General features: G+C 37.0%; 17 protein-coding genes, 3 tRNA genes, 2 rRNA genes, 1 pseudogene and 1 riboswitch. Of the genes and pseudogenes, 21 read left to right on the top strand and 2 right to left on the bottom strand.

The window, feature by feature from the left end:
* The 11 genes from ACE38V_RS15920 to ACE38V_RS15970 all read left to right on the top strand — a co-directional run.
* Positions 1-126: ribosomal RNA gene (locus ACE38V_RS15920) — 23S ribosomal RNA — on the top strand; the annotation flags it as partial.
* 173 nt (positions 127-299) lie between these two features.
* Positions 300-416: ribosomal RNA gene (gene rrf / locus ACE38V_RS15925) — 5S ribosomal RNA — on the top strand.
* 57 nt (positions 417-473) lie between these two features.
* A tRNA-Glu gene (locus ACE38V_RS15930) sits at positions 474-548 on the top strand.
* A gap of 66 nt (positions 549-614) precedes the next feature.
* Positions 615-690, top strand: a tRNA-Val gene (locus tag ACE38V_RS15935).
* 176 nt (positions 691-866) lie between these two features.
* Positions 867-942: transfer RNA gene (locus ACE38V_RS15940), tRNA-Lys, on the top strand.
* Positions 943-1,914: 972 nt separating this feature from the next.
* On the top strand, positions 1,915-2,478 hold the full coding sequence (gene ahpC / locus ACE38V_RS15945) for an alkyl hydroperoxide reductase subunit C (RefSeq protein ID WP_375842703.1): 564 nt from the start codon (positions 1,915-1,917) through the stop codon (positions 2,476-2,478).
* 12 nt (positions 2,479-2,490) lie between these two features.
* Positions 2,491-4,023 (top strand): alkyl hydroperoxide reductase subunit F, encoded by a 1,533-nt coding sequence (ahpF, locus tag ACE38V_RS15950; RefSeq protein WP_375842705.1) that lies wholly within the window; start codon positions 2,491-2,493, stop codon positions 4,021-4,023.
* A 365-nt stretch (positions 4,024-4,388) separates the two neighbouring features.
* Entirely contained in the window at positions 4,389-4,976 is a 588-nt protein-coding gene (locus ACE38V_RS15955; RefSeq protein WP_375842707.1) for a 50S ribosomal protein L25/general stress protein Ctc, read from the top strand.
* A 356-nt stretch (positions 4,977-5,332) separates the two neighbouring features.
* Positions 5,333-5,650: a carboxymuconolactone decarboxylase family protein gene (locus ACE38V_RS15960; protein ID WP_375842709.1), complete on the top strand. Its 318-nt coding sequence runs from the start codon at positions 5,333-5,335 to the stop codon at positions 5,648-5,650.
* Positions 5,651-6,028: 378 nt separating this feature from the next.
* Positions 6,029-8,461 (top strand): Lon protease family protein, encoded by a 2,433-nt coding sequence (locus ACE38V_RS15965; protein ID WP_375842711.1) that lies wholly within the window; start codon positions 6,029-6,031, stop codon positions 8,459-8,461.
* Positions 8,462-8,705: 244 nt separating this feature from the next.
* A riboswitch (cyclic di-GMP riboswitch) is annotated at positions 8,706-8,809 on the top strand.
* 135 nt (positions 8,810-8,944) lie between these two features.
* Positions 8,945-10,924, top strand: a complete 1,980-nt coding sequence (locus tag ACE38V_RS15970) for a methyl-accepting chemotaxis protein (protein ID WP_375842713.1) — start codon at positions 8,945-8,947, stop codon at positions 10,922-10,924.
* 310 nt (positions 10,925-11,234) lie between these two features.
* On the opposite strand, the gene ACE38V_RS15975 is transcribed toward ACE38V_RS15970, so the two are convergent.
* A complete protein-coding gene (locus ACE38V_RS15975) occupies positions 11,235-11,573 on the bottom strand; it encodes a MerR family transcriptional regulator (RefSeq protein ID WP_375842715.1) in 339 nt (112 codons plus the stop codon).
* Between the two features lie 334 nt (positions 11,574-11,907).
* Between ACE38V_RS15975 and ACE38V_RS15980 the strand changes: the two genes are divergently transcribed.
* The 8 genes and pseudogenes from ACE38V_RS15980 (at position 11,908) to ACE38V_RS16015 (ending at position 19,009) form a co-directional block, all read left to right on the top strand.
* Entirely contained in the window at positions 11,908-13,179 is a 1,272-nt protein-coding gene (locus tag ACE38V_RS15980) for an ammonium transporter (protein ID WP_375842717.1), read from the top strand.
* A 1-nt stretch (position 13,180) separates the two neighbouring features.
* Positions 13,181-14,197 carry a DUF294 nucleotidyltransferase-like domain-containing protein gene (locus ACE38V_RS15985; RefSeq protein WP_375842719.1) on the top strand — a complete coding sequence of 339 codons (1,017 nt, stop codon included), beginning with the start codon at positions 13,181-13,183 and terminating at the stop codon, positions 14,195-14,197.
* On the top strand, positions 14,188-14,922 hold the full coding sequence (locus ACE38V_RS15990; protein ID WP_375842720.1) for an exonuclease domain-containing protein: 735 nt from the start codon (positions 14,188-14,190) through the stop codon (positions 14,920-14,922). Before ACE38V_RS15985 ends, ACE38V_RS15990 begins: the two co-directional genes overlap by 10 nt.
* A gap of 340 nt (positions 14,923-15,262) precedes the next feature.
* On the top strand, positions 15,263-15,589 hold the full coding sequence (locus ACE38V_RS15995; protein ID WP_375842722.1) for a YnfA family protein: 327 nt from the start codon (positions 15,263-15,265) through the stop codon (positions 15,587-15,589).
* Between the two features lie 159 nt (positions 15,590-15,748).
* Positions 15,749-17,125: an amino acid permease gene (locus tag ACE38V_RS16000; protein ID WP_375842724.1), complete on the top strand. Its 1,377-nt coding sequence runs from the start codon at positions 15,749-15,751 to the stop codon at positions 17,123-17,125.
* A gap of 80 nt (positions 17,126-17,205) precedes the next feature.
* Complete coding sequence (locus ACE38V_RS16005) at positions 17,206-17,448, top strand: hypothetical protein (protein ID WP_375842726.1); 243 nt, start codon at positions 17,206-17,208, stop codon at positions 17,446-17,448.
* A pseudogene (locus ACE38V_RS16010) lies at positions 17,400-17,630 on the top strand (Vgb family protein); the annotation flags it as partial. The gene ACE38V_RS16005 and the pseudogene ACE38V_RS16010, both read left to right, overlap by 49 nt.
* Before the next feature lie 509 nt (positions 17,631-18,139).
* Positions 18,140-19,009 carry a GNAT family N-acetyltransferase gene (locus ACE38V_RS16015; RefSeq protein ID WP_375842728.1) on the top strand — a complete coding sequence of 290 codons (870 nt, stop codon included), beginning with the start codon at positions 18,140-18,142 and terminating at the stop codon, positions 19,007-19,009.
* A gap of 96 nt (positions 19,010-19,105) precedes the next feature.
* Here the strand turns inward: ACE38V_RS16015 and ACE38V_RS16020 are convergent, their stop codons facing one another.
* Positions 19,106-20,185, bottom strand: a complete 1,080-nt coding sequence (locus tag ACE38V_RS16020; RefSeq protein WP_375842730.1) for a Gfo/Idh/MocA family protein — start codon at positions 20,183-20,185, stop codon at positions 19,106-19,108.
* A gap of 379 nt (positions 20,186-20,564) precedes the next feature.
* Here ACE38V_RS16020 and ACE38V_RS16025 point away from each other — a divergent pair, with 379 nt between their 5' ends.
* Positions 20,565-20,987 (top strand): MarR family winged helix-turn-helix transcriptional regulator, encoded by a 423-nt coding sequence (locus ACE38V_RS16025; protein WP_375842731.1) that lies wholly within the window; start codon positions 20,565-20,567, stop codon positions 20,985-20,987.
* Between the two features lie 13 nt (positions 20,988-21,000).
* Positions 21,001-22,425, top strand: coding sequence for an MFS transporter (locus ACE38V_RS16030; protein ID WP_375842733.1), 1,425 nt, complete (start codon positions 21,001-21,003; stop codon positions 22,423-22,425).
* The last annotated feature ends 18 nt before the right edge of the window (positions 22,426-22,443 follow it).

Consider the following 22,443-nt stretch of genomic DNA (forward strand, 5'->3'; position numbering starts at 1 on the left):
CAAGATGAGATTTCCCATAGCGCAAGCTAGTAAGATCCCTGAAAGATGATCAGGTAGATAGGTTTGAGGTGGAAGCGTGGCGACACGTGGAGCTGACAAATACTAATCGATCGAGGACTTAACCAAAATAGAAAAGCGGTGGCGACTGTTCAGCTTCGACAGACGTTGGTCGACTAAAAGCGCCACATCCTGTGGCAACGTCGAAACGGCCGAGAAGCTAGGAGCCGGAGCTAGACAAAATGAGTTTAATAATGTTGCACGTTATCTAGTTTTGAAGGAATAAATTCTTTCATACATAGTCTGGTGACGATGGCGAGAAGGTCACACCCGTTCCCATATCGAACACGGAAGTTAAGCTTCTCTGCGCCGATGGTAGTTGGGGGTTCTCCCCCTGTGAGAGTAGGACGCCGCCAGGCTATACCCCAATTTGGGGATATTTTTTTGAAAAACTTTAATGGTATATATTAACAAATGGCCCCTTGGTCAAGCGGTTAAGACACCGCCCTTTCACGGCGGTAACACGGGTTCGAATCCCGTAGGGGTCACCATTTTAGCGTAGCCATGCAAAAGCGCGACGGCCTGTCGCGACGCTATACTAGCGCGTCTTGTGCTTTGGAGGATTAGCTCAGCTGGGAGAGCATCTGCCTTACAAGCAGAGGGTCGGCGGTTCGAGCCCGTCATCCTCCACCATTTATCTAATTAGACGAGCCAGTCTAGCTCAATTGGTAGAGCACGACCAAATAAGCTTCTTCAATAGTCTTCAGAGTACGAATTGAGTTGCTACTTGAATAAGCTATCTGAAATGCGGACGTCGTAGATGCCAAAGTTTAGAAATAAGAAATAAATATTAAATAAAATAAAATAGAGAGCCATTAGCTCAGTAGGTAGAGCATCTGACTTTTAATCAGAGGGTCGAAGGTTCGAGTCCTTCATGGCTCACCATATCATTATAATATTTAGCCAATAGTAGGATAATTAACAATAAGCTGATTAATTAGAATGCAAATCCTATACTCGTGCTTTTTTTTATAGTTTTTTTCGTAAATTTCTTTGCTTTAGGTGCATATTTTAGTTAGAAATTCATTCTTTCGGAAAGCTAGAATGAATTTCAAAACAACTGAGTCCGAATCAGAAACCATAAGCTGAGAGTTTAAAATGAACTTTGTTCGAAAAAACATGTTTCAGGTTAATAAAACGAAACGAGTAATATAAAAAATCATTGATAAAAATCTTAGAGAGTTAGCCATTATTTTTGGTTAGCTCTTTTTTAATTTCTATTAAAATGATTAATTAAAAAAATTGCAGTTGAGTGTTTTGAAAGAGCCTTTTTCATGGAGAAAGGCTCTTTTGTGTTTAAGATTTTACTTCATTTTTGATATAAATTGATTATCTCGATGCTGGTTTTGATAAAATAAAATTGAAGAGAAATTTATAGTGCATTTTATTAGAAATAAAAAAATATAGTTGTTATAATTATTACAAATAATAATGATTATCATTTTATTATCGGTCTTAGAATTTGTTATGGATAAATCAATTTACACATACATTTTTCTGAATAAACAAAGTACATATTTTTTAAAGTGAGAAGGTGAGCATATAATGTGTAAAAACTGTACACCTTTTCGAGTTCAAACGTTTCTGGAACATGGTGAACAGTGTATTTTTATCCGTGATCAGGATGAAATATTCAATTAAGGGAAAATAACAAAACATGTCGGAACCTCAATAGTAATTCTATTTAGGGGCATAATTCATAAAGTGTTCCAAAAAAATCAAAAAAGTTGGATCATATCCTTGACACGAAATCACTTTTATATAATAATAATTATTGAATTAGAATTATTATAGTTAAATAAGCATTAATTAATAAGCTATTTATAATTCTCAAAAAAATTTAGGAGGAATTTCATTATGTCATTAATCGGAAAAGAAGTTTTACCTTTCAAAGCACAAGCATACAAAAATGGTGAATTTGTTGAAGTAACAGAAGAAAATTTCAAAGGTCAATGGAGTGTTGTTTGCTTCTATCCAGCAGACTTCACATTTGTTTGCCCAACTGAATTAGAAGATCTTCAAAACAATTATGAAGCATTAAAATCCCTAGGTGTTGAAGTTTACTCTGTTTCAACTGATACTCACTTTACACATAAAGCATGGCATGATACATCAGATGCTATTAGTAAAATTACTTATACAATGATTGGTGACCCTGTTCATACAGTTAGCCGCAACTTTGATGTTTTAATTGAAGAAGATGGTCAAGCGGATCGTGGAACTTTCATTATCGATCCTGATGGTGTTGTCCAAGCACTTGAAATTAATGCAGGCGGTATTGGCCGTGACGCAAGTATATTAATTAATAAAATTAAAGCAGCCCAATACGTTCGTAATAATCCTGGAGAAGTTTGCCCAGCAAAATGGCAAGAAGGTTCTGAAACACTTAAACCAAGCCTTGACCTTGTTGGTAAAATTTAAGGAGTGCTCTAGATGTTATTAGATGCAGATATAAAAGCACAATTAGCGCAATACCTTCAATTGTTGGAGGGAGAAATCCTACTCAAAGTTAGCGAAGGAACTGGGGATGTATCTCGTGACATGATGGCACTAATTGATGAATTAGCAACAATGTCACCAGAAAAAATTAAAGTTGAGAAAACAAAATTAGAAAGATCACCTAGCTTTAGTGTCAATCGTATTGGAGAAGAGACTGGCATCACTTTCGCTGGTGTCCCTCTTGGACATGAATTTACTTCATTAGTACTAGCGCTTTTGCAGGTTAGCGGAAGAGCTCCAAAGGTTGAGCAAAAGCTGATTGATCAGGTTAAGGGCATTAAGGGAGAATATCATTTTGAAACTTATGTTAGCTTAAGCTGTCACAACTGTCCTGATGTGGTCCAAGCCTTGAACGTAATGAGCGTTCTTAATCCAGGAATTTCTCATACTATGATTGATGGTGCTGCATTTAAGGATGAGGTTGAAAGTAAGAACATTATGGCAGTTCCGACTGTTTTCTTAAATGGTGAACCATTTGGCAGCGGCCGGATGGGCCTTGAAGAGATTCTTTCTAAGTTGGGTAGTGCTCCGGATGCCTCTGAATTTACAAATAAAGATCCATTTGATGTCCTTGTAGTTGGCGGCGGCCCTGCAGGTGCAAGTGCAGCGATTTATGCAGCTCGCAAGGGTATTCGTACAGGGATTGTTGCGGAACGCTTTGGCGGTCAGATTATGGACACATTGGGTATCGAAAACTTTATTAGTGTTAAGTATACTGAAGGTCCAAAGCTTGCTGCAGGTCTTGAAGAGCATGTTAAAGAATACAATGTCGATATCATGAATTTACAGCGTGCCAAAAATATTGAAAAGAAGGATTTCATTGAAGTTGAACTTGAAAATGGGGCTGTTTTAAAAAGCAAGGCCGTTATTCTTTCAACAGGTGCTCGTTGGCGTAATGTTGGGGTACCTGGCGAGGCAGAGTTCAAGAACAAAGGGGTAGCTTATTGCCCACATTGTGATGGTCCGTTGTTTGCTGGCAAGAGTGTTGCGGTTATCGGCGGTGGTAATTCTGGAATTGAGGCGGCAATTGACCTTGCAGGTGTCGTAAATCATGTTACTGTCATTGAATTTGCACCAGAGCTTAAAGCAGATTCAGTTCTACAGGAACGTTTATACAGCCTTCCAAATGTCACTGTTGTGAAAAATGCTCAAACAAAGGAAATTACTGGTACAGATAAAGTAAATGGAATTACCTATGTTGATCGTAAAACTGGGGAAGAGCACCATGTTGAATTAGCTGGTGTATTTGTCCAAATTGGTCTTGTTCCAAATACGGATTGGTTAGGCGAAACGATTGAACGTAATCGCATGGGTGAAATCGTGGTTGACAATCACGGTGCAACAAGCTTGCCTGGAGTCTTTGCAGCAGGGGATTGTACAAATAGCCCATATAAACAAATCATTATTTCAATGGGTTCCGGAGCAACCGCCGCATTAGGTGCATTCGATTATCTAATTCGAAATTAGTGATTAAAAAGCGATGTTGTGCTTTAGCTGCTTATATTTTCAAATAATTATTATGTGGTAATAAAAGTCGCTAAACTATCTAAAGATAGTTTAGCGACTTTTTTAGTTATGCAGACTTTAACATCCCGTAGATGGTTTCGAAAAAACTATTCTTTAATTAGAATTTTGCAGTCAAAAATGTAAAAAGCGAGACCCTATGCGGGGAGCATGAATAATTAATAATGCGAAATATTTGCTAAAACGGATATTTATATATATAATAATTAAGTTTAAAAATGTTAATTATTATTCTTAGACATTCCTATATTAGAAAGAAATTTTATACCTATGTCTAAAATTCTTATGTATCAGGAAGGTGAATAGCCATGAATAATACGTTAGTGGCTGAGGAACGCAAAGATTTTAGAAAGTCTGCTTTAACAAAATTAAGAAAAGTAGGGGATATTCCAGCAGTTGTTTATGGAAAGCATGAGGCAAGTAAGTCTATTGCTGTAAAAGGTGTAGATTTGCTTAAAATTATCGGGGAGCATGGAAGGAATGGAATTATATCTTTGAAGGTTAAAGGAAAGACACAGGATGTTATTCTAGAAGACTATCAAGCTGATCCAATTAATCATAAAATTCTTCATGCTGATTTTTTACAAGTTAATATGTCTTCTGAAATTCATGCAAAGGTACATGTTGAACTGCTAGGAACTTCAAAAGGGATTGAACATGGAGGAATCCTTCAACAATCTCTTCACGAGTTAAATATTACAGCTAAACCTAAAGATATTCCTGAAGAAATTGAAGTTGATATTACTGACCTCGATGTCGGTCATACTATTAATATTGCCGCGATTAGAAATAAATATAGTCATATTGTAATGAAACATGATGATGATGAGGTCATTGCTTCCGTCATTCCTTCAGGATTTGTTGAAGAAGATAGTGAAAGCGAAGAGCTTGCCTAAAAAAAGTTGTCGAGAAATAAAAACCTTAAAATGGATAAATATAAGACAAAATGATTTAGAATAGTCATTGTGTTATAGAGCGGGGATTTAGTTTAGAAGGCTTATTAAAGTTTATAAAAGGAACCATTCGAGCCAATTTTGGTGAGAATGGTTTTTTTACTAATTCGCTGTGTAGGTGTATTCTTAAATAGTAATAGAGAATAATATGATTTGCATTCTCCATTTATAAGAAACACAAAATTTATCTTTAAGTACCTACTCTATTAATCTGTATGCTGCACGCAATGTCGCAAGGGGATTGCTAGCAAACCTTCCAGCTTAGAAGGATAAATAGGCTAAAAAAAGGAGAAGATAGTATGGGTGAGAAAGCTGTAAGCAATGCATTTCAGGTTTTTTTGAATGAGGCTACTGAACATTCTCATGCTTGGATGGAGGCTGTTCGAAAACTGGATCAGGCGAGTAGTCTAGATAAACGAACGGAAGAGATTGCTTATATTGCAGTAATGGCTGCTGTAGGGTTTGAAAGTGGGCTCCCATTTCATGTGAAAAGTGCAAAAGAATACGGAGCAACGAGGGATGACATAAAAAGTGCCGTTCTACTTGGGCTTCCAGCAGTAGGAAATCAGGTAATTAAAGCTCTGCCCATTGCATTAGGGGCATTTGATGAAGAGTGAAAATAGGGGACGATTCTTGTGCTTCTTTTTAGATGAAGCTTTAGAATCGTCCCATTCTTTATTTTAGAATGGTATCCTTTTTTAATTTTGGTCATAATCTTTGTTGCTCTTAGTAGAAATTTGTAAAGATCTTTTTGGGGCGAAGAAAAAGAGTTAATTTACTAGGAAAAGATCAGGAATAGGGCAAAGCATTTTAGCCATTGCCTTATTTTGATGAGATTATAGAATATATTCACTATTTTTAAAATATTTATTAAACTATTTTTGTAAAATTTTGATAAAATTTAAGTAGATAAATATTTTCAAAAGTCCATTTCACATAGATAAGAGATGCTAGAGAGGTTGAGACTCATAATCGATTAAGAGAAAAGAGTGTGAATGAAAGTGAATGAGGAAGAATACAAAAATGTCCTATCCATTTATCGAGTCCCTGTTTCAGAATTGCGCTCAGAATTTGATGCCAATCATTTTTCGTTTCAAACAACAGATGATCTGGAACATGTTTCAAATGAAATGATCGGACAGAAGCGTGCGGAAAAAGCGATGGAATTTGGGCTTTCCGTTGAGCAAACAGGCTATAACTTATTTGTAGTTGGGACTGCAGGTACTGGACGTTTGACTTATACGCTTGATAGTGTGACCAAACAAGCGAAAGAACGGGCAGTCCCAAAGGATATTTGCTATGTGTATAATTTTGAAAACCCGGATATGCCATTGGTTATTGACTTTCCAGCAGGAACAGGGCAGAAGTTTCAACAGGAAATTGAGATACTATTAATCGATATTGAAAGACAAATCCGTTCTACTTTTTCAAGTGAGGTATTTGAAAAGGACAAGCGGAAGATTATTGAAGATTTCCGTGCTAGAGTTGAAGCAATTTGGCAGGAGACAGATGAATTTGCACTTCAACAGCATATGAAGGTTGAACGGACACCGGAAGGGATTGAACTTGTCCCGCTCTTTAATGGTAGACCACTTGCTGTAGAGGAGTTTGAAAAATTATCTGAGACGGATAAGGAAATGATGAAGAATTGTGAAAAGATAGTAGGCCAAAAAATTGATGAGACCGTCTATCAATCTTTAAAAATCGAAGAACTGCTTAAGAAAAAGGTCAATCAATTTATGATGGAGGTTGCGGCTAATTCGATTAAGGATCTTTTTAGTCCTTTTCGCGATAAGTATCAAGAAAACAAAAAGGTAATCGAGTATTTAGAATCCTATTTTCATGATGTCGTATCGCATTATACCTTTTTTCTAGATACGAATAATAATGGTCAAGAGAATATCATGAAGGCGCTTATGGGTGGTTCCAATGAACATTTTCATCATCGATACACGGTGAATTTATTTGTGAACAATAAAAATCTCGCAGGGGCTCCCGTGATCTATGAAACGAATCCGACTTATTATAATTTATTTGGCAAGGTTGAATATCAAGGTTCGCTTGGCAGCTGGACTACGAATTTTACTTTAATTAAACCTGGAGCCCTTCATTTGGCAAATGGGGGATATTTAATTCTCCAAGCGACAGAATTGTTGCAGCAGCCGCAAGTATGGATGCGGTTAAAAATGGCTTTGCAAACAGGAAGTATTCAAATTGAAAATTTGAATGAGATGAATGGTGTTATTCCCTCTAATGGGAATAGACCAGAGCCGATTCCGTTAAATCTTAAAGTGATAATTATTGGTTCTTACTATTTATACGATTTTCTTTCTGCATATGATGAAGATTTTCATAAGCTTTTCAAGGTAAAAGTAGAATTTGTGGCAATCATGAAAAAGGATCAAGAAAATAGCTGGAAATTAGCACGCTTTGTCAAAAATTATGTGGATAAGGAGGGGCTTCTTCCCTTCCATCGTCGCGCCATTGCAAAAGTTATTGATTATGGATCCCGGTTAGTAGAGGAGCAATCTAAACTTTCTACAGATTTTCAAGAGATAACAAAGGTTTTGGTGGAATCAAGTTATTGGGCGAAACTAGAGCATGAATCCGTTGTAGATGATCGGCATGTCGAAAAAGCTCTTTCAGAAAAAGCACATCGATCCAATCATATCGTAGAGCAATATCGAGAAATGATTCGAAACGGCACAATCATGTTAGAAACCGATGGATATCGGATTGGACAAATCAATGGCTTAGCTGTAATGGGAACCAGAGATTCTATATTTGGAATTCCAACGAAGATCACCGCACAAACCTATGTCGGTAAAAACGGAATTATGAATATTGAACGAGAAGCGATGCTCAGCGGGCAAATTCATAATAAAGGCATGATGATTTTAACAGGGTTCCTCTCTGGAGAATTTGCGAAAAACCGGCCAATTCCATTATCAGCAAGCATTACCTTTGAACAAACCTATAATTCCATTGATGGTGACAGCGCTTCAAGCACAGAATTATATGTGTTGCTCTCTTCCTTAGCAGAAGTCCCGATTTACCAAGGGATTGCCGTAACAGGTTCCGTTAATCAATGGGGAGAAATTCAGCCAATTGGTGGAGTAAATGAAAAAATCGAGGGTTTTTACCATATTTGTAAAAGTCGTGCTTTGACTGGCAAACAAGGTGTTATAATTCCAAAGCAAAATATCCAAAATTTGATGCTGGAAACGGAAGTAGTCGAAGCGATTAAAGAAGGGCACTTCCATATTTGGGCAGTTAGTCATATTGCAGAAGGTATTGAAATATTGACTGGCGTAGATGCTGGCAATATTCGAAATGAAAAAGGGCAATATCCAGAGGGAACCATTTTTGCGAAAGTAGAAAATCGATTTACGAAAATGTTTGAAATGGCTAACAAACTTAAGAACTAATATCTAAGGTAAAAAAGAGTCTTGAAGCAATAAGGAAATGGAGAGAGTTGCAAAAATAGATAAGATCATTCATTATTTATATAATTTGCGAAAACCTTGTTGGGATAAAATCCTAGCAAGGTTTTCTTATTACAAAAATGTGAAATGAATAATAAATTGCTTGAATAAAATACCAAAAGTGGATATGATAAAATCTTAGTCGGCATTTTTCGACAAATTTAGCATTAAGATTCATTGGAAAACAAATGTATAAAGGCAAACTATTCGAAAGGATAGGACTCAGGAGCCAAGGGTCTACGGTTTATGGGACACAAGAGCTCAAAGAACTAAGATCGCCCGGTTGCCAATTATTTGGCTATTTTATCTTGTGTAGAATAGTTTTTTTATGGGAAAATTGCTCAATCATTGGGTAAAGGAGAGGATTAATAGGGATTAACCAGTTTTAAAAATAAAAATATACAAAAAGAAAGGTAAGTTGAAATAATGAAAAACATCTTAAGATATTTTAAGCATATGAAGACGAAATTGATTTTGTCCTTTGCTATAATTTTAATAGTTCCTACAATTTCGATTGGATATCTTTCCTTTTTATCGGCAAAGGATGCTATTCAAGAGGAAATGCTTAATGGATTTGGAGAAAGTTTAAGTTTGCTAAATTCAACCATTGATAATACCATTCAGCCAAAAATGAATGATGTCGGGTATTTTGCTCAAAAAATTACAAGCCAAACTTATCAAAAAGAGAGTTTGCAAGAATTAACCACAACCTTTGAGCAATATACGAAGCTGCACCCTGAAGTCGAGATGATTTATGTTGGTACTGAAACAGGCCAATTTATCCGAAAACCTGAAATGGAAACTAAAGCAGGGTATGATCCAAGAGTGAGAGATTGGTACCGTGCAGCAATGGCAAAAAAAGGGGAAATTGTTATCTCGTCCCCCTATGCAGATGCAAACACAGGAAAAATGGTGTTAACCCTTTCGCAATCTACAAAGGATGGTTCAGGGGTTGTTGCAGTCGATATCTCTTTAGGTTATATTCAAAAATTAACGAATCAAGTAAAAATCGGTAACCATGGTTTCGCGTTTTTAATTGATGTAGATAAAAAATATGTTTCTCACCCAACGCAGAAAGGTGGAAGCGAAGCAAAAGAAAACTATGTTGATAAAATGTTTAAGCAAGAAACAGGACATTTTAATTATACAGATAAAAAACGCTTCGACAAAATCATGAGCTTTAAGACCAATTCATTAACGGGGTGGAAAATTGGAGGAATGATTGATTCTTCTGAAGTAAGCCAAAAAGCTTCACCTATTCTTAACCATACCATTCTCATTATGGCCATTGCGCTGATCATTGGGGCAATAGCTATTTATCTAATCACAAAATCTATTATCTCTCCGTTGAAAAAATTAAAACATCAGGCATTAGCGATAAGCGGCGGCGACTTAACAGACGAAATTAAGATTGAAACAAATGATGAGATTGGCGAACTTGCAGGTGCCTTCAATGAGATGTCAGAAAATCTTCGCCATTTGATTACGGAAATTAATAGCAGTGCTGGACAAGTGGCGGCTGCATCTGAGGAGCTATATGCTACAACGGAACAAACCACTCAAGCCACCAATCAGATTGCTTCTGATATACAAACAGTTGCTGAAGGAGCAGAGAGTCAAGTGATTAGTTCAGAAGAGAGCTCTTTGGCGATGGAGGAGGTTTCCCAAGGAATGCAAAGAATCGCTGAATCCTCTTCATCAGTTAGAGATTCAGCAGAGAAAACGACTGCATTATCTGAGCAAGGAAATGAATTGATCCAAAAAGCCATGCTTCAAATGGAGTCTATTAGTTTAGCAACTGAAAACACAACGGCGGCCATTTTCCAATTAATTGAACGATCTCAAGAAATCAGTAAAATCATTGAAGTCATCACAAGTATTGCTGATCAAACCAATCTGCTAGCTTTAAATGCTGCGATTGAAGCAGCTAGGGCTGGTGAGCATGGAAAGGGATTTGCTGTGGTAGCAGATGAGGTTAGAAAATTAGCGGAACAATCTCGTGACTCAGCAGCACAAATTGTTACATTAATCAATGGAATTAAAAATGATACGGAAATGGCTAATAACGAGATGCTTGGAAGTGTTAGGGAAGTAACGTCAGGGAGAAATATTATTGATCAGACAGGTGAAGCTTTTCAACAAATTACAAAGGCTATAGCCTATGTTGGTGCACAAATCCAAGAAGTATCAGCCACCTCTGAACAAATATCAGCCAATACACAACAAGTTACAGCGACAATTGAGCAACTAGCTTCCATCGCTAAGGATGCATCGGCTGGCTCACAAAATGTAGTGGCAGCTTCTGAGGAGCAATTAGCTTCCATTGAAGAAATTTCAACCTCTACCGAGTCCTTGAGCAAATTGGCACAGGATTTACAAGAATTGTTAACGAAATTTAAGATCTAAAAGATTATGTGATTAATAATATAGAAGAAAAGCATACTGGGAAATTAATTTGCTTAAATTTCCTGGTATGCTTTTTTGTATGGAGGAATTTCAACATTTAAGCCAAAAAAAGATTCAATTTTCTGAATAAAAAGGAAGAATATAACCCTTATTCAAAACGCAGGATATACACAGTTATTCCTGTGCTTTAGATATGGAAGGAACAGCCTTTTGATTCTGGAGCTATGTTCTTTTTTACCACTTTCAATTGAAAGCAAAAAGCAATTCGGGGTGACGATTAAATTTGTCCTTTCTTTAACACATACTTTCCCTAGTTCCGATAACGTGGTTGATTTTGGATACCGAATCTTGCATTAATTTGTCCTCGAATCATTTCCTTGCGTGCTGATCTTTGATCCGCTTCGTTCTTTTTTGCTGCCATTTCTTTTCGTATTTCAAAGGTCTGAACTCCATCTTCAAGCATATCTGCAATTTCCATAAGAGTTTCTATGTCGGAAAAAGAATATTTTCGATTCTTTCCATTAGACCTTTCTGGAAACACCAATTGTCTTTCTTCATAATAGCGAATTTTTCGTTCTGATAGCCCAGTTAACTCACACACCGTCCCGATTGTAATCACTTTTTTGTCTTTGTAAGAAATGTCTGCCATATTTTCACCTCACAAAAGTAAATAGTGGCCTCATTAAAAGTAATTATACATGAAATGTGCTTGAAATATAACGACCAATGTTAAAAAAACTAACATTCGAATAAAATTATCTGCATTTTTTGATTTTTAAACTTATGCAAATACCTGAAATAATGGTTTAACAGGCAGTGTTGTCATATCCTTTTATGCTAAGATTCATCAACCAAGGAGTAATATAAATAAGAAAAAGAAAATACTATGTCAGATAATCTAACATGTTTGTTGTTGTGAGATTTTCTTACCAGCTATAATAAGAACAACAAAAACATAAAAAAGAAAAGGGGCTGAAATTGAAATGGATGTTGCAGTATTAATGGATAACCTGTGGGTTATGGTTGGCGCTGTATTAGTCTTCTTAATGCTGGGTGGCTTCATTCTTCTCGAAGCTGGTTCTACAAGAATGAAAAATGCTGGTCATATTTCAGGTAAGACGATCTTGGCAGCTGGACTTGGTACATTAGTTTTTTGGGCAGTCGGTTATGGATTTATTTATGGTGATGGAAATGCATTTATAGGTTTATCTAATTTCTTTTATGGTGATGCTTCAACGGTTAAAGAGGGATTAACACCTTCTGTTGATTTCATGTTCCAAGTGATGTTCGCGTTAGTATCCTTAACGATCGCGTTTGGTGGTTTTGCTGAACGTGCGAAATTATCCGCATATGTCATATTTGCTGTTTTATTCTCCGCATTGGTTTACCCAGTTGTAGCTCATTGGATCTGGGGCGGTGGCTGGTTAGCTGAACATGGAAAGCAGGATTTCGCTGGTTCAACTGTTGTTCATTTAACAGGTGCTATGGCAGCATTAGCGGCAACGATTGTCTTAAAGCCACGGATTGGAAAATATAATAAAGATGGTTCTACCAATGATATTGCTGGTCATAACCAAGTATATACAGCATTAGGTGTTTTATTATTATGGGTTGGTTGGTTTGGATTTAATGCAGGTAGTACATTTGGTGTTACAGATGGATTCTTTGGCTATGTTGCCCTTAATACTCAATTGGCAGCAGGCGGTGGTGCAGCAGCAGCTGCATTAGTAGCTTGGTTAGTTACAGGAAAGGCAGATGTTCCGACCACTTTAAATGGTGCATTAGCTGGTTTGGTTGCAATTACCGCATCCTGTGGATTCGTAGAACCTTGGGCAGCAGTTGTTATTGGGATTGTAGGAGGATTAATCGTATTCTTTAGTGTGAAGATGTTTGATAAAGCTCGAATTGACGACCCAATTTTTGCCCTATCTGTTCACGGTACAGTCGGCGTTTGGGGTACACTTTCAAATGGATTATTCGCGATTCCTTCCCTTTCAACTGACATTGATTGGGGGCAAGCAGGATTATTCTATGGAGGCGGCTTCCATCAATTAGGTGTTCAAGTATTAGGGGTTGCAGCATCTGGTTTATATGCCTTCGTTGTATCTTTCATTATTTTAAAAGTAATGAATGCTGTGATGAAAGGTATCCGTGTTACAGAAGAAGAAGAAATCATTGGTCTTGATATTAGTGAACACGGAAGTTATGGATACCCAGAAAGCATGCCTAATAATAAAGAAAAAGCAGGTGCATAAAATGGCTGCTGCCGACCATTTAGATCGCGGTGAGCTGGAAGAACCGATAGATGATTATAAGGCTTTAAGAAAATGGCGAAATCATCGTATTCAACTAGTTTGGGATGATCCCATCGCTTTGAATCAATTTCATGATGAGCTCATTGAAGCAACTGTACAAAAAGCAATCAAAAATGTAGAAAGTGAGTTGGGGCCAGCCCCTGCTCACTTTACCTTCTTTTTGATGGGAAGTGGCGGAAGACTTGAACAGTCGATATGGAGTGACCAGGATCATGGAATAATTTTTAGCGGAAAGGAGGAAATGAAATTCTATTTTTTGCAGTTAGGAACCGAAATTTCACAAGGGCTTAGTGAGGTGGGCTATCCATTTTGTGATGGGAAGGTTATGTCCTCCAACCCGAAGTGGTGTAATTCTTTGGAGGCTTGGGAAAAGCAAATTTACGATTGGCTGGATGAGGCAAGTTGGGAATCCCTTCGTTATTTTTCTACTTTTTTTGATTCTCGTGTTCTACTAGGAAGTGAGTCCCGTTTAATAAAATTAAAAGAAGGGGCATTTAAAATATTAAAAGAAAACCCATTTTTATTAACTCGTTTGTTAGAGAATATCAGTCATATAAGGAAAGGTCTTGGAGTCCTTGGCCAGCTGTTGCCAAATACTTCTGGTAAAGAAGCGGGCAGTATCAATATGAAGGAAGTGGTCCTTTTTCCTTATGTTAACTCACTCCGATTGCTTTCGCTGAAAGAGGAAATTTTAGCACCATCTACTTTAGAACGTTTTCGATTTTTACCTGAAAGTTATTATCACATAAAAGATTATCAATCAAGTTTTGAAAAACTTTTACGCTTGCGTCTTTATCATAAAAAAAAGGCAGAAAACTATGAGAATGTTCATTTCTTAAATATTCACTCTTTATCAAAATCAGAAAAATTAGAGATAAAAGAAATCATGAAAAATGGCTATAAGCTTTTTGAGGAAACGAAGGAAATTATCCAAAAAGGGTGTTCTTCATGGACATGAGTCAGATGATTCATTTTGTTAAACAACTATCTGGAAGACTAAATCCGAGTATGTATACATCTGTGGCTAACCAAACGGATGCGGCAAGTATTGCTTTTTTAAGACAGCTTCAAAAAGAAATAAGAAAAGAAGATGTCTTGCAAGTCCCTTTTTCACAATTAAAGGTGATTGTCTTTGATTTAGAAACGACGGGTTTTTATCCACAAAATGGAGATAAGATTTTATCCATCGGTGCAGTGAAGTTGGTTGGAGATCAAGTAATGGAGCAGGAGACTTTTTACTCATTAATCAATTCATCTGAACCCATTTCCGAAGAGATCAAGGATTTAACAGGAATTTGTGAATCGGAACTTAAAGAAGCTCCACCGTTAGAACAGGTATTAAGGGATTTCTATCAATTTATTGAAAGCCGCCCTCTCGTTGCCCACCATGCGAATCACGAAAAAAGCTTTATGCAAAATGTCACATGGAAAACATTAAAAATGAATTTTCAGCATCGTCTAATGGATACTTCCTTTTTAACAAAGGTCGTAGAGCCGGAAAAAAAGCTTATTACTTTAGATGAATGCTGTCAACACTTTGGTATTTCCATCGATCAGAGACATCACGCTCTATATGATGCAATTGGAACAGCAAAACTATGGGCGAAGGGAGTTCAGTTAATTCAGGAACAAGGGTTTAAGAATCTGTCGGATGTGTATAATTATTTGGCGAAAATCCGGTGAAATATGGTGCAGTGTCAGAGGCTGTACCTTTTTTATGGTGAATAACTATTTTTTTCGAAATACGGTTAAACTCATATTTTATTAACCTTATGATAAGAATTGTGAATTTTTTAGAGTTGAACAATGAAATTTAAAGTGTGGTTATGATAAAACACTTCAATATGATCATTAAATTCGTTATTTATCTGTTCTTTCTCCATGTTTTGACTTCTATCAAGTTTTTCCCGATGGTATTAGCATTCATCCTGATGCAATATTGACAATAATGTTTGTTTTAACTACGATGGACACAAAAGGCGATGAAGCTTTATTGTGTAAAATTGCATTAGAAAGGTGAATCATGATTAATACGATTTTTTTATTTATTTTAGCTGGTCTTGCCGAAATAGGGGGAGGCTATTTGGTGTGGCTGTGGTTACGTGAAGATCAGCCATACTGGTACGGAATTCTAGGTTCTCTTGTTTTAATTATTTATGGAATTATTCCAACCTTGCAAAAATTCCCTTCTTTTGGCAGAGTATATGCAGCCTATGGTGGGGTATTTATTATTCTTTCAGTTTTATGGGGTTGGGGTGTGGATCGAAAGACACCAGATACATATGATTGGATTGGAGCGTTGATATGTCTTTTGGGAGTATCTATTATGCTCTTTGCACCAAGGAATTAAATAATAGTTTGAAAAGGGCAGCTTTACATGCTTGCTCTTTTTTCTTTGATAAGTGCCCATTTGTAGCATAGTTTTCTTCTCGATGCAGCAAGATAAAACCATGGATTTTAGAAAAAAGAGGGTGGTTTTATCTTAAAGTCTTCGAAAACAGGAGTCAATTTGCCAAAAGGGGAACAGCCAGAAAAGGATCATCCAGGTGGGTTGAATGCTTTTAGCCTTGCAGGACTTGGAATTGGTGGTGTGATTGGAGCGGGCTTTTTTCTTGGCTCCGGCTTAGCGGTGCGTGAGGCAGGTCCTGCTGTTGTCCTTTCTTTTTTATTTGGTGGTTTTATCATGATGCAGGTTCTAGGAGCCATGACTAGCATTAATGTGAATCGTCTGGAGCGGGGGTCATTTCGGGTTTATATCGAGCAATTTCTCGGTAGTTATGCAGGATTTTTGGTTGGCTGGGCTGTATTTATTTCAAGCGTACTTGGGATTGGCTCAGAGGCCATTGCGATGGGGATATTTGTTCATCTATGGTTTCCGCATTTTTCGCTTTCTATCTTATCTATTGCTTTTTCAATCGTTATCATTTTCATTAATGCAATGAATATGAAAAATTTTGGACGTATTGAATTCGGGATGGCGGCAGTAAAGGCATTAGCCATTTTGTTATTTATTTTTTTGGGAGGATATGCGTTTTTAACCCGAACGGGAGATATTCCCTCTCAATCTATTTCTAGTGTTGCTGACTTTTTTCCTATGGGATTTTCGGGTCTGCTTCAGTCAATGCTTGTGGTTATTTTTTCTTATTCGGGAATCAGTGCTGTCGCTATGGCAACGAATGAGGTTTCAAATCCAAAATTGGAAGTCCCAAGGGCAACAAGGTACATGTCATTTGGATCGATTAGTTTGTACATTTTTTCGATGTTCGTTTTGGTTTTGCTCTCACCTTGGAATACGGTGTCAACAAAAAAATCTCCTTTTGTCCATGCTTTTGATGTGATTGGGATGGATTGGGCAGCAACAGGCTTAAATGTTATCATTTTGCTAGCAGCCTTTTCTGTCATGGCAGCTAGTTATTTTGCATCTATTCAATTACTTGTCTCCCTTTCCGTTGCTAAAAAAGGGCCTCATTTATTTCTGCAACATTCTACCAGAGGGTTTTATCGAAATGCGTGGTTGGCTGTGGCCATCGGAGTTTTATTGGTAGTGGGGATGTCCTTTTTACTCCCTTCGAATTTGTATAATTATTTAGTATCTGCCTCATCCTATTTTACATTTTTAAATTGGACATTGAATGTGATTACGTTTTTAATATGGAAGAAAAAGCGTGAGAAAACGGAAACCTATGAATCAAAATTGATCTGGGGAACTCCAGGGGCATATAGCACACTTTTCGTTATTCTAGTCCTTTTTATTATGAGTCTTAAAGTTCATGATTTTCGGATGGGCTTTTATGCTGCCTTTGGATTTATATGTGTGATTACCGTTGCTTTCGGCTTTTGGCGGCGTAAACATTTAAATAATAGCGATTTGACAAGCAATGGGTGAAAGTGATTAAATGAAATTAACAATAGATGGAAGGATGAAGGGTCTATGATTTTCTAATCTTACTTTCCAAATGATCGATTATGAATGAAATTCAAATGGCTATTTTTGTTGTTTGGATTGTTTTCGATTCATTTTTTGAAGTAGGATTAGCATGGACTTTTTTAGATTTGAGTAAGGAAATACCCAAGTTTGGGCATTTTCTGTCTTTATTCATGCGCAAAACTCCTGCTTCAGCAATGAAGGCAGGAGTTTTTTTACATGAAGGAGGAATTAGGAATATGACCTATCGAATAAAAATTCGTATCCGTCCTTTATTGTATTAGGAAATGACGGAGTGATGTGGTTTACGGAAAATCAAAATAATGCAATCGGAAGAATAACCTCTTCAGGGCAGATAAGGGAATATTCGCTGCCAACTGTAGCTTCAGGACCTGTTGGATTGACCAATGGACCTGATGGCGCACTTTGGTTCCTCGAGATAATCGGGAATAAAATCGGCCATATAAAAGGGCACCGTTTTCTCAAAATTAAGGTTTAGGAGCAGCATTTTAATCTCATATCGTTACATCTGTCCAGACTTGAATGCTTTTAAATTCATTCAAGCTGTCTGAATGGGCTCTTTATTCGGACTTAATGGTCTTGGAATTTATTCAAAAAGAGGCGAGAACCTAAATATTCGTGAAAAAAGAATTTTATTCGCGAAACTTCAAGGTTTATTCGCGATTTTTAAAATTTATTCGCGAAAACAGTCATTTTATTCGCGAACGCCTTTTTTATTCGGAATTTCAAAAAAATATTCGCGATATCCATGAAATGCTCGCGGAAAAATTGGGTTATTCGCGAAATGATAAAAATATTCGCGAAAATGAGGCATTATTTTTTCAAGTAGACTCTTGATTCCGTTACAAATGCCGTTACTTCATCTAGAGATGTCTCAAACTAAACAACAAAGTTTACGAAAAGATCCTTAAGGGAAAATCAATTTAAATAAGAACATAATTTGGGGGAATCCATTTGGAAATCATACAATCTTTTAACAAAGTAAATTCAGAAACAATGAAACAAATCAGGGAATTAGAAGTTGTTTGTAAGACTTTTGATCATCTTCATGGCACAATCACACTTAATTCACCTTTAAACTTTGATTCTAGTATGAAGAATGTTTTCCTACTATATAATGAACAAAATCAGATGGTTAGCGCCCTTTCTGTTTTTATGCCGACTAAACAAGAAGCGGAGATATCTGGGTATACTTTACCTGAATTTAGACAAAGAGGATATTTTCAAAGATTACTAAAGGAGGCTCTGACTGAGTTAAGAAAATATAGCCCAATAGATCTTTTGTTCATTTGTGAGCCCCAATCCTCCAGCGGAAAAGAAGTAATCAAAAAGAATAGAGCTTATTTGGATTTTACTGAATATACGATGCGATTTAATGGTTTAATCAAGGATTTTCCACGGCGTCATGGTATGGAAATGAAGTTACTTCAGGCAAAAGATGAGGATTTGGAGTCTATCATTGCGGTTAGTCAGCAAGCTTTCCATGAGGAGTATGAAGATGCAAAAAGTATGATATCGAAAACACTTGATTCAGAGAATCGGACTCAATATTTTGCTACTTATCATGATCAAGTGATTGGGATTGGGTCCGTTCTTTTCAAGGAGAATGAGGCAGTAGTTTTTGGCCTAGGGATATCAGAATTGGAACAAGGAAAAGGCTTTGGTAAGGAATTATTGCTTTTGATTCTAAATGAAATTTACAATCGCGGTGTACAAAATATTTCCTTAGAAGTGAATAGCAGAAATCATCGCGCATTTTCCTTATATTCAAAATTCGGATTTGATGTTGTTTCTTCTTTTGATTATTATCGGAAAACAATTTGATTCATTTTACTTTAGTTAGAGAATAGAGATGTATTTCATTTTGAAAAAAAGGGATCACGTTTCATCAGAACGGAATCCCTTTTTTTATATGTAAAATTAATATTCCACCTTTACTCGTTTTCCTTTTTTTGATGATTGGCGGATGGCGTCTAGAACTTTTTGTGTATCCCTTCCATTTTCAAAGTCCGCTAGTAGGCAATGTTGATTTCCGGATGTTAATGATTCGTATAATGCATTTAACATTCGCTGAAATCCATTATAATAACGGGCAGCATAGGCTGGAATTGTCGAAGGAACTGTAAGATCTTCTGCTAAGTCGATTTCTTCCAATGGTTCATCTTCATAGGAAAAAAAGACCTGGGAGTCATTTAACATGATCAAAGTTCCTTCCTTTGCAAAGATCTCCAAACTCCAATTATTTTTAATTTTTCGGGCTGCAGAAATAAGTTCCATGGTAACTGTTGCTCCATTTTCTAATGTACCGATTACCTGGAAGGCATCATCAGCTGTTCGAAATTCCGAATTTCCATGTTTGTCTATTTGAACAGGAATATGAATGGGTAAATTTGCGAAAACCTCTTGGAAATGGCTATTGAACCACCAGTGAAGCGAATCAATCATATGAGAACCAATCGCACCAAGCATTCCTCCTCCAGTTTCTTTTTGACCAAGCCATCCACGTTGAGTGGATACAAGGGATGAATAATTGGAAAAGGTGCCGGAATAGCGGATATGGAAAATGGGTCCTAAGATTCCACTGTTGAGAATTTCTTTGACTTTAGTTCGCGCAGGAAGGAAACGAAATTCGTGATTGATGAATCCGAATGTTTGCACTTTGTTCTGTTCTGCAATCATTTCCTCTGTTTCTGCTAAACATTGGGCCATAGGTTTTTCACATAAAATATGAGTTCCATATTTTAATGCTTCTATAACCATTTCGTGATGCAAATGAACAGCTGAAGCAACCACAATTAAATCGAGATCCTCTACCATGAGCATAAGACGCCAGTCTGTATAAACATTTTCAATCCCACTGATTCTTTTTATATCTGTCATATCCCTCCTTGTGACACTGGCAATGGCGACCACTTCAAAACCATCGTGGAAGCGCATGATAGGAGCGTGAACCTTTGCTCCAAAACCAGTACCAATTATTCCAACTCTAATTTTCTGCATGAAACTCATCTCCTATTTTGTTCGTGTTTCTTTATTCATCGTTAAAAGTTGAATGAAAACATGATAGGTACCTGTCAATATGGGAATAATCCTAAAGAGTTGTCTTTAGGGAATTCAATCTATTTTTACTTTAGCATGCAATCTTATTGAAGTTGAATCGTAAAATTTCAGTATTTTCCGAAATTATTATTGCGGTGTGGGAATTAATTTTGTGGTCATTCCTATTTTTGGTGGATGTGTGTCGGGGGACTGGTTCGAAAAATTAAAGGCTACTGAAGGCAAATCCTGTATTTTCTCTTTCCTTTGCTTTTTTAATCGTTATTATATATAATAATTGTCTCGACAATTATTAATAAAGATATGTAATGGAGTTGAACAAATGAGTTGCAATCATTCTTTAGGATTTATCGTAAGTTTGACGAGTTTAAAGATGAAGAATAATTTGGCGAGAGAATTGGAGCCTTTTCATGTTACTCCTGATCAATGGGCTTTATTGCAGCGATTGTGGGAGCAGGATGGAATCACTCAGAAAGAATTGGCAGATAAATGTTTTAAAGATCAACCGACAACAACAAGGATTTTGAACAAACTAGAAGGTAAGGGGTTGATTAAGCGACTTGCGGATCAAAATGATCGAAGGGCATTTTTGATTTATTTGACGAGTGAAGGAAGAAGAATGAAAGATCCATTAAAAGTTTCAGTACAAAGGGCTTTGGAAAAAGCCTTATCTGGGTTTTCAGAATCAGAAAAGACGGAGCTTAGAGGTTTATTAAGTAGAATTATCAATAATTTAAGTGATTGAAAGGGGGAGCCAAATGTTTAACAATATAAAGAATGCACCTAATTACCGTTGGTATGTGCTAGCAACGGTTTCAGTAGGAACATTTATGGCAACCTTGGATAGCAGTATTGTAAACGTAGCATTACCAACCATTTCGGGAGATCTTCATACGAAATTATCAACCATCCAATGGGTGGTAACTTCTTATTTATTAACGATTTCTAGTTTGCTTCCTGTTTTTGGGCGAACAGCAGACATGCTTGGCCGCAAACGAGTTTACTCAATTGGATTTTTAATTTTTACCCTTGGATCTATTCTTTGCGGGCTTGCAGAAAATATTTGGTTTTTAGTAGGGACACGGGTCATCCAAGCGATTGGAGCCTCTATGTTAATGTCTAATAGCTCTGCCATTATTACCTCCATTTTCCCACCGAAGGAACGGGGAAGAGCTCTTGGATTAACGGGAACGGTAGTAGCAATTGGCAGCTTAACCGGCCCTGCGATTGGCGGATTGCTTATCGGCTTCATAAATTGGCGTGCTATATTTTATATTAACTTACCAATTGGAATTATCGGTTATTTTGTTGCTCGCTGGATATTACCGAATGATGAACGAAAAAGAGAAAAGGAAACCTTTGATTTTATTGGGGCTTTAGCTTTTACAGCTGGAATGATTTTCTTTTTACTTGGCATCAATAATGGGGAAGATTGGGGCTGGGGTAGTATTCCTGTTCTGACCAGTCTTGTCATAGGTGTTGGATTACTACTTCTTTTTGTCATGACGGAGCGAAGGGTAAAGCATCCTCTTATTGAATTATCCTTATTTCGTAATCGTCCATTTTTAATGGGGAACTTATCAGGATGGTTATCTTTTACAGCCATGTTTGCCAACAATATGCTTTTACCGTTTTATTTTCAACATATCCTGAATTACAGTCCGACCCAAGTAGGCCTTTTGATGACAATATTCCCAATTACGATGGCATTTGTGGCTCCTGTGAGTGGTCATGCTTCCGATAAATACGGACCTATCGCTTTAACAACGGGTGGATTGCTTATTACGGCGTTAGGTTTATTTTATTATTCCATGCTATCTGCTTCTGCCCATTTTTATCAAGTTATTCCTGGAGCAATCCTCATTGGTTTAGGGTCAGGGATGTTTCAATCACCTAATAACAGCAGTGTCATGAGTTCTGTGCCGAAGCAAAAGCTTGGAATTGCCGGGGGAATTAATAGCTTAGTAAGAAATCTAGGAATGGTGACAGGGATTGCTTTTTCGGTTTCTTTATTTGATGCTTTGGGCGGGGTTACCAATCCGAAGCCCAGTCAGACTGATGCATTTATGTCTGCGTATCATATTGTCATGCTCGTGGCGATGTCCATCGCTCTTGTTGGGGCATTTATTTCCTTTAATCGGAGAGGCTATGCCAAAGCAACATCCTATGAATCCCAAAAATAATATTTGTGTTTTTGTTTA

It is taken from the genome of Cytobacillus sp. Hz8 (genome assembly GCF_042263505.1).
Lineage (GTDB): Bacteria > Bacillota > Bacilli > Bacillales > Cytobacillaceae > Bacillus_BE.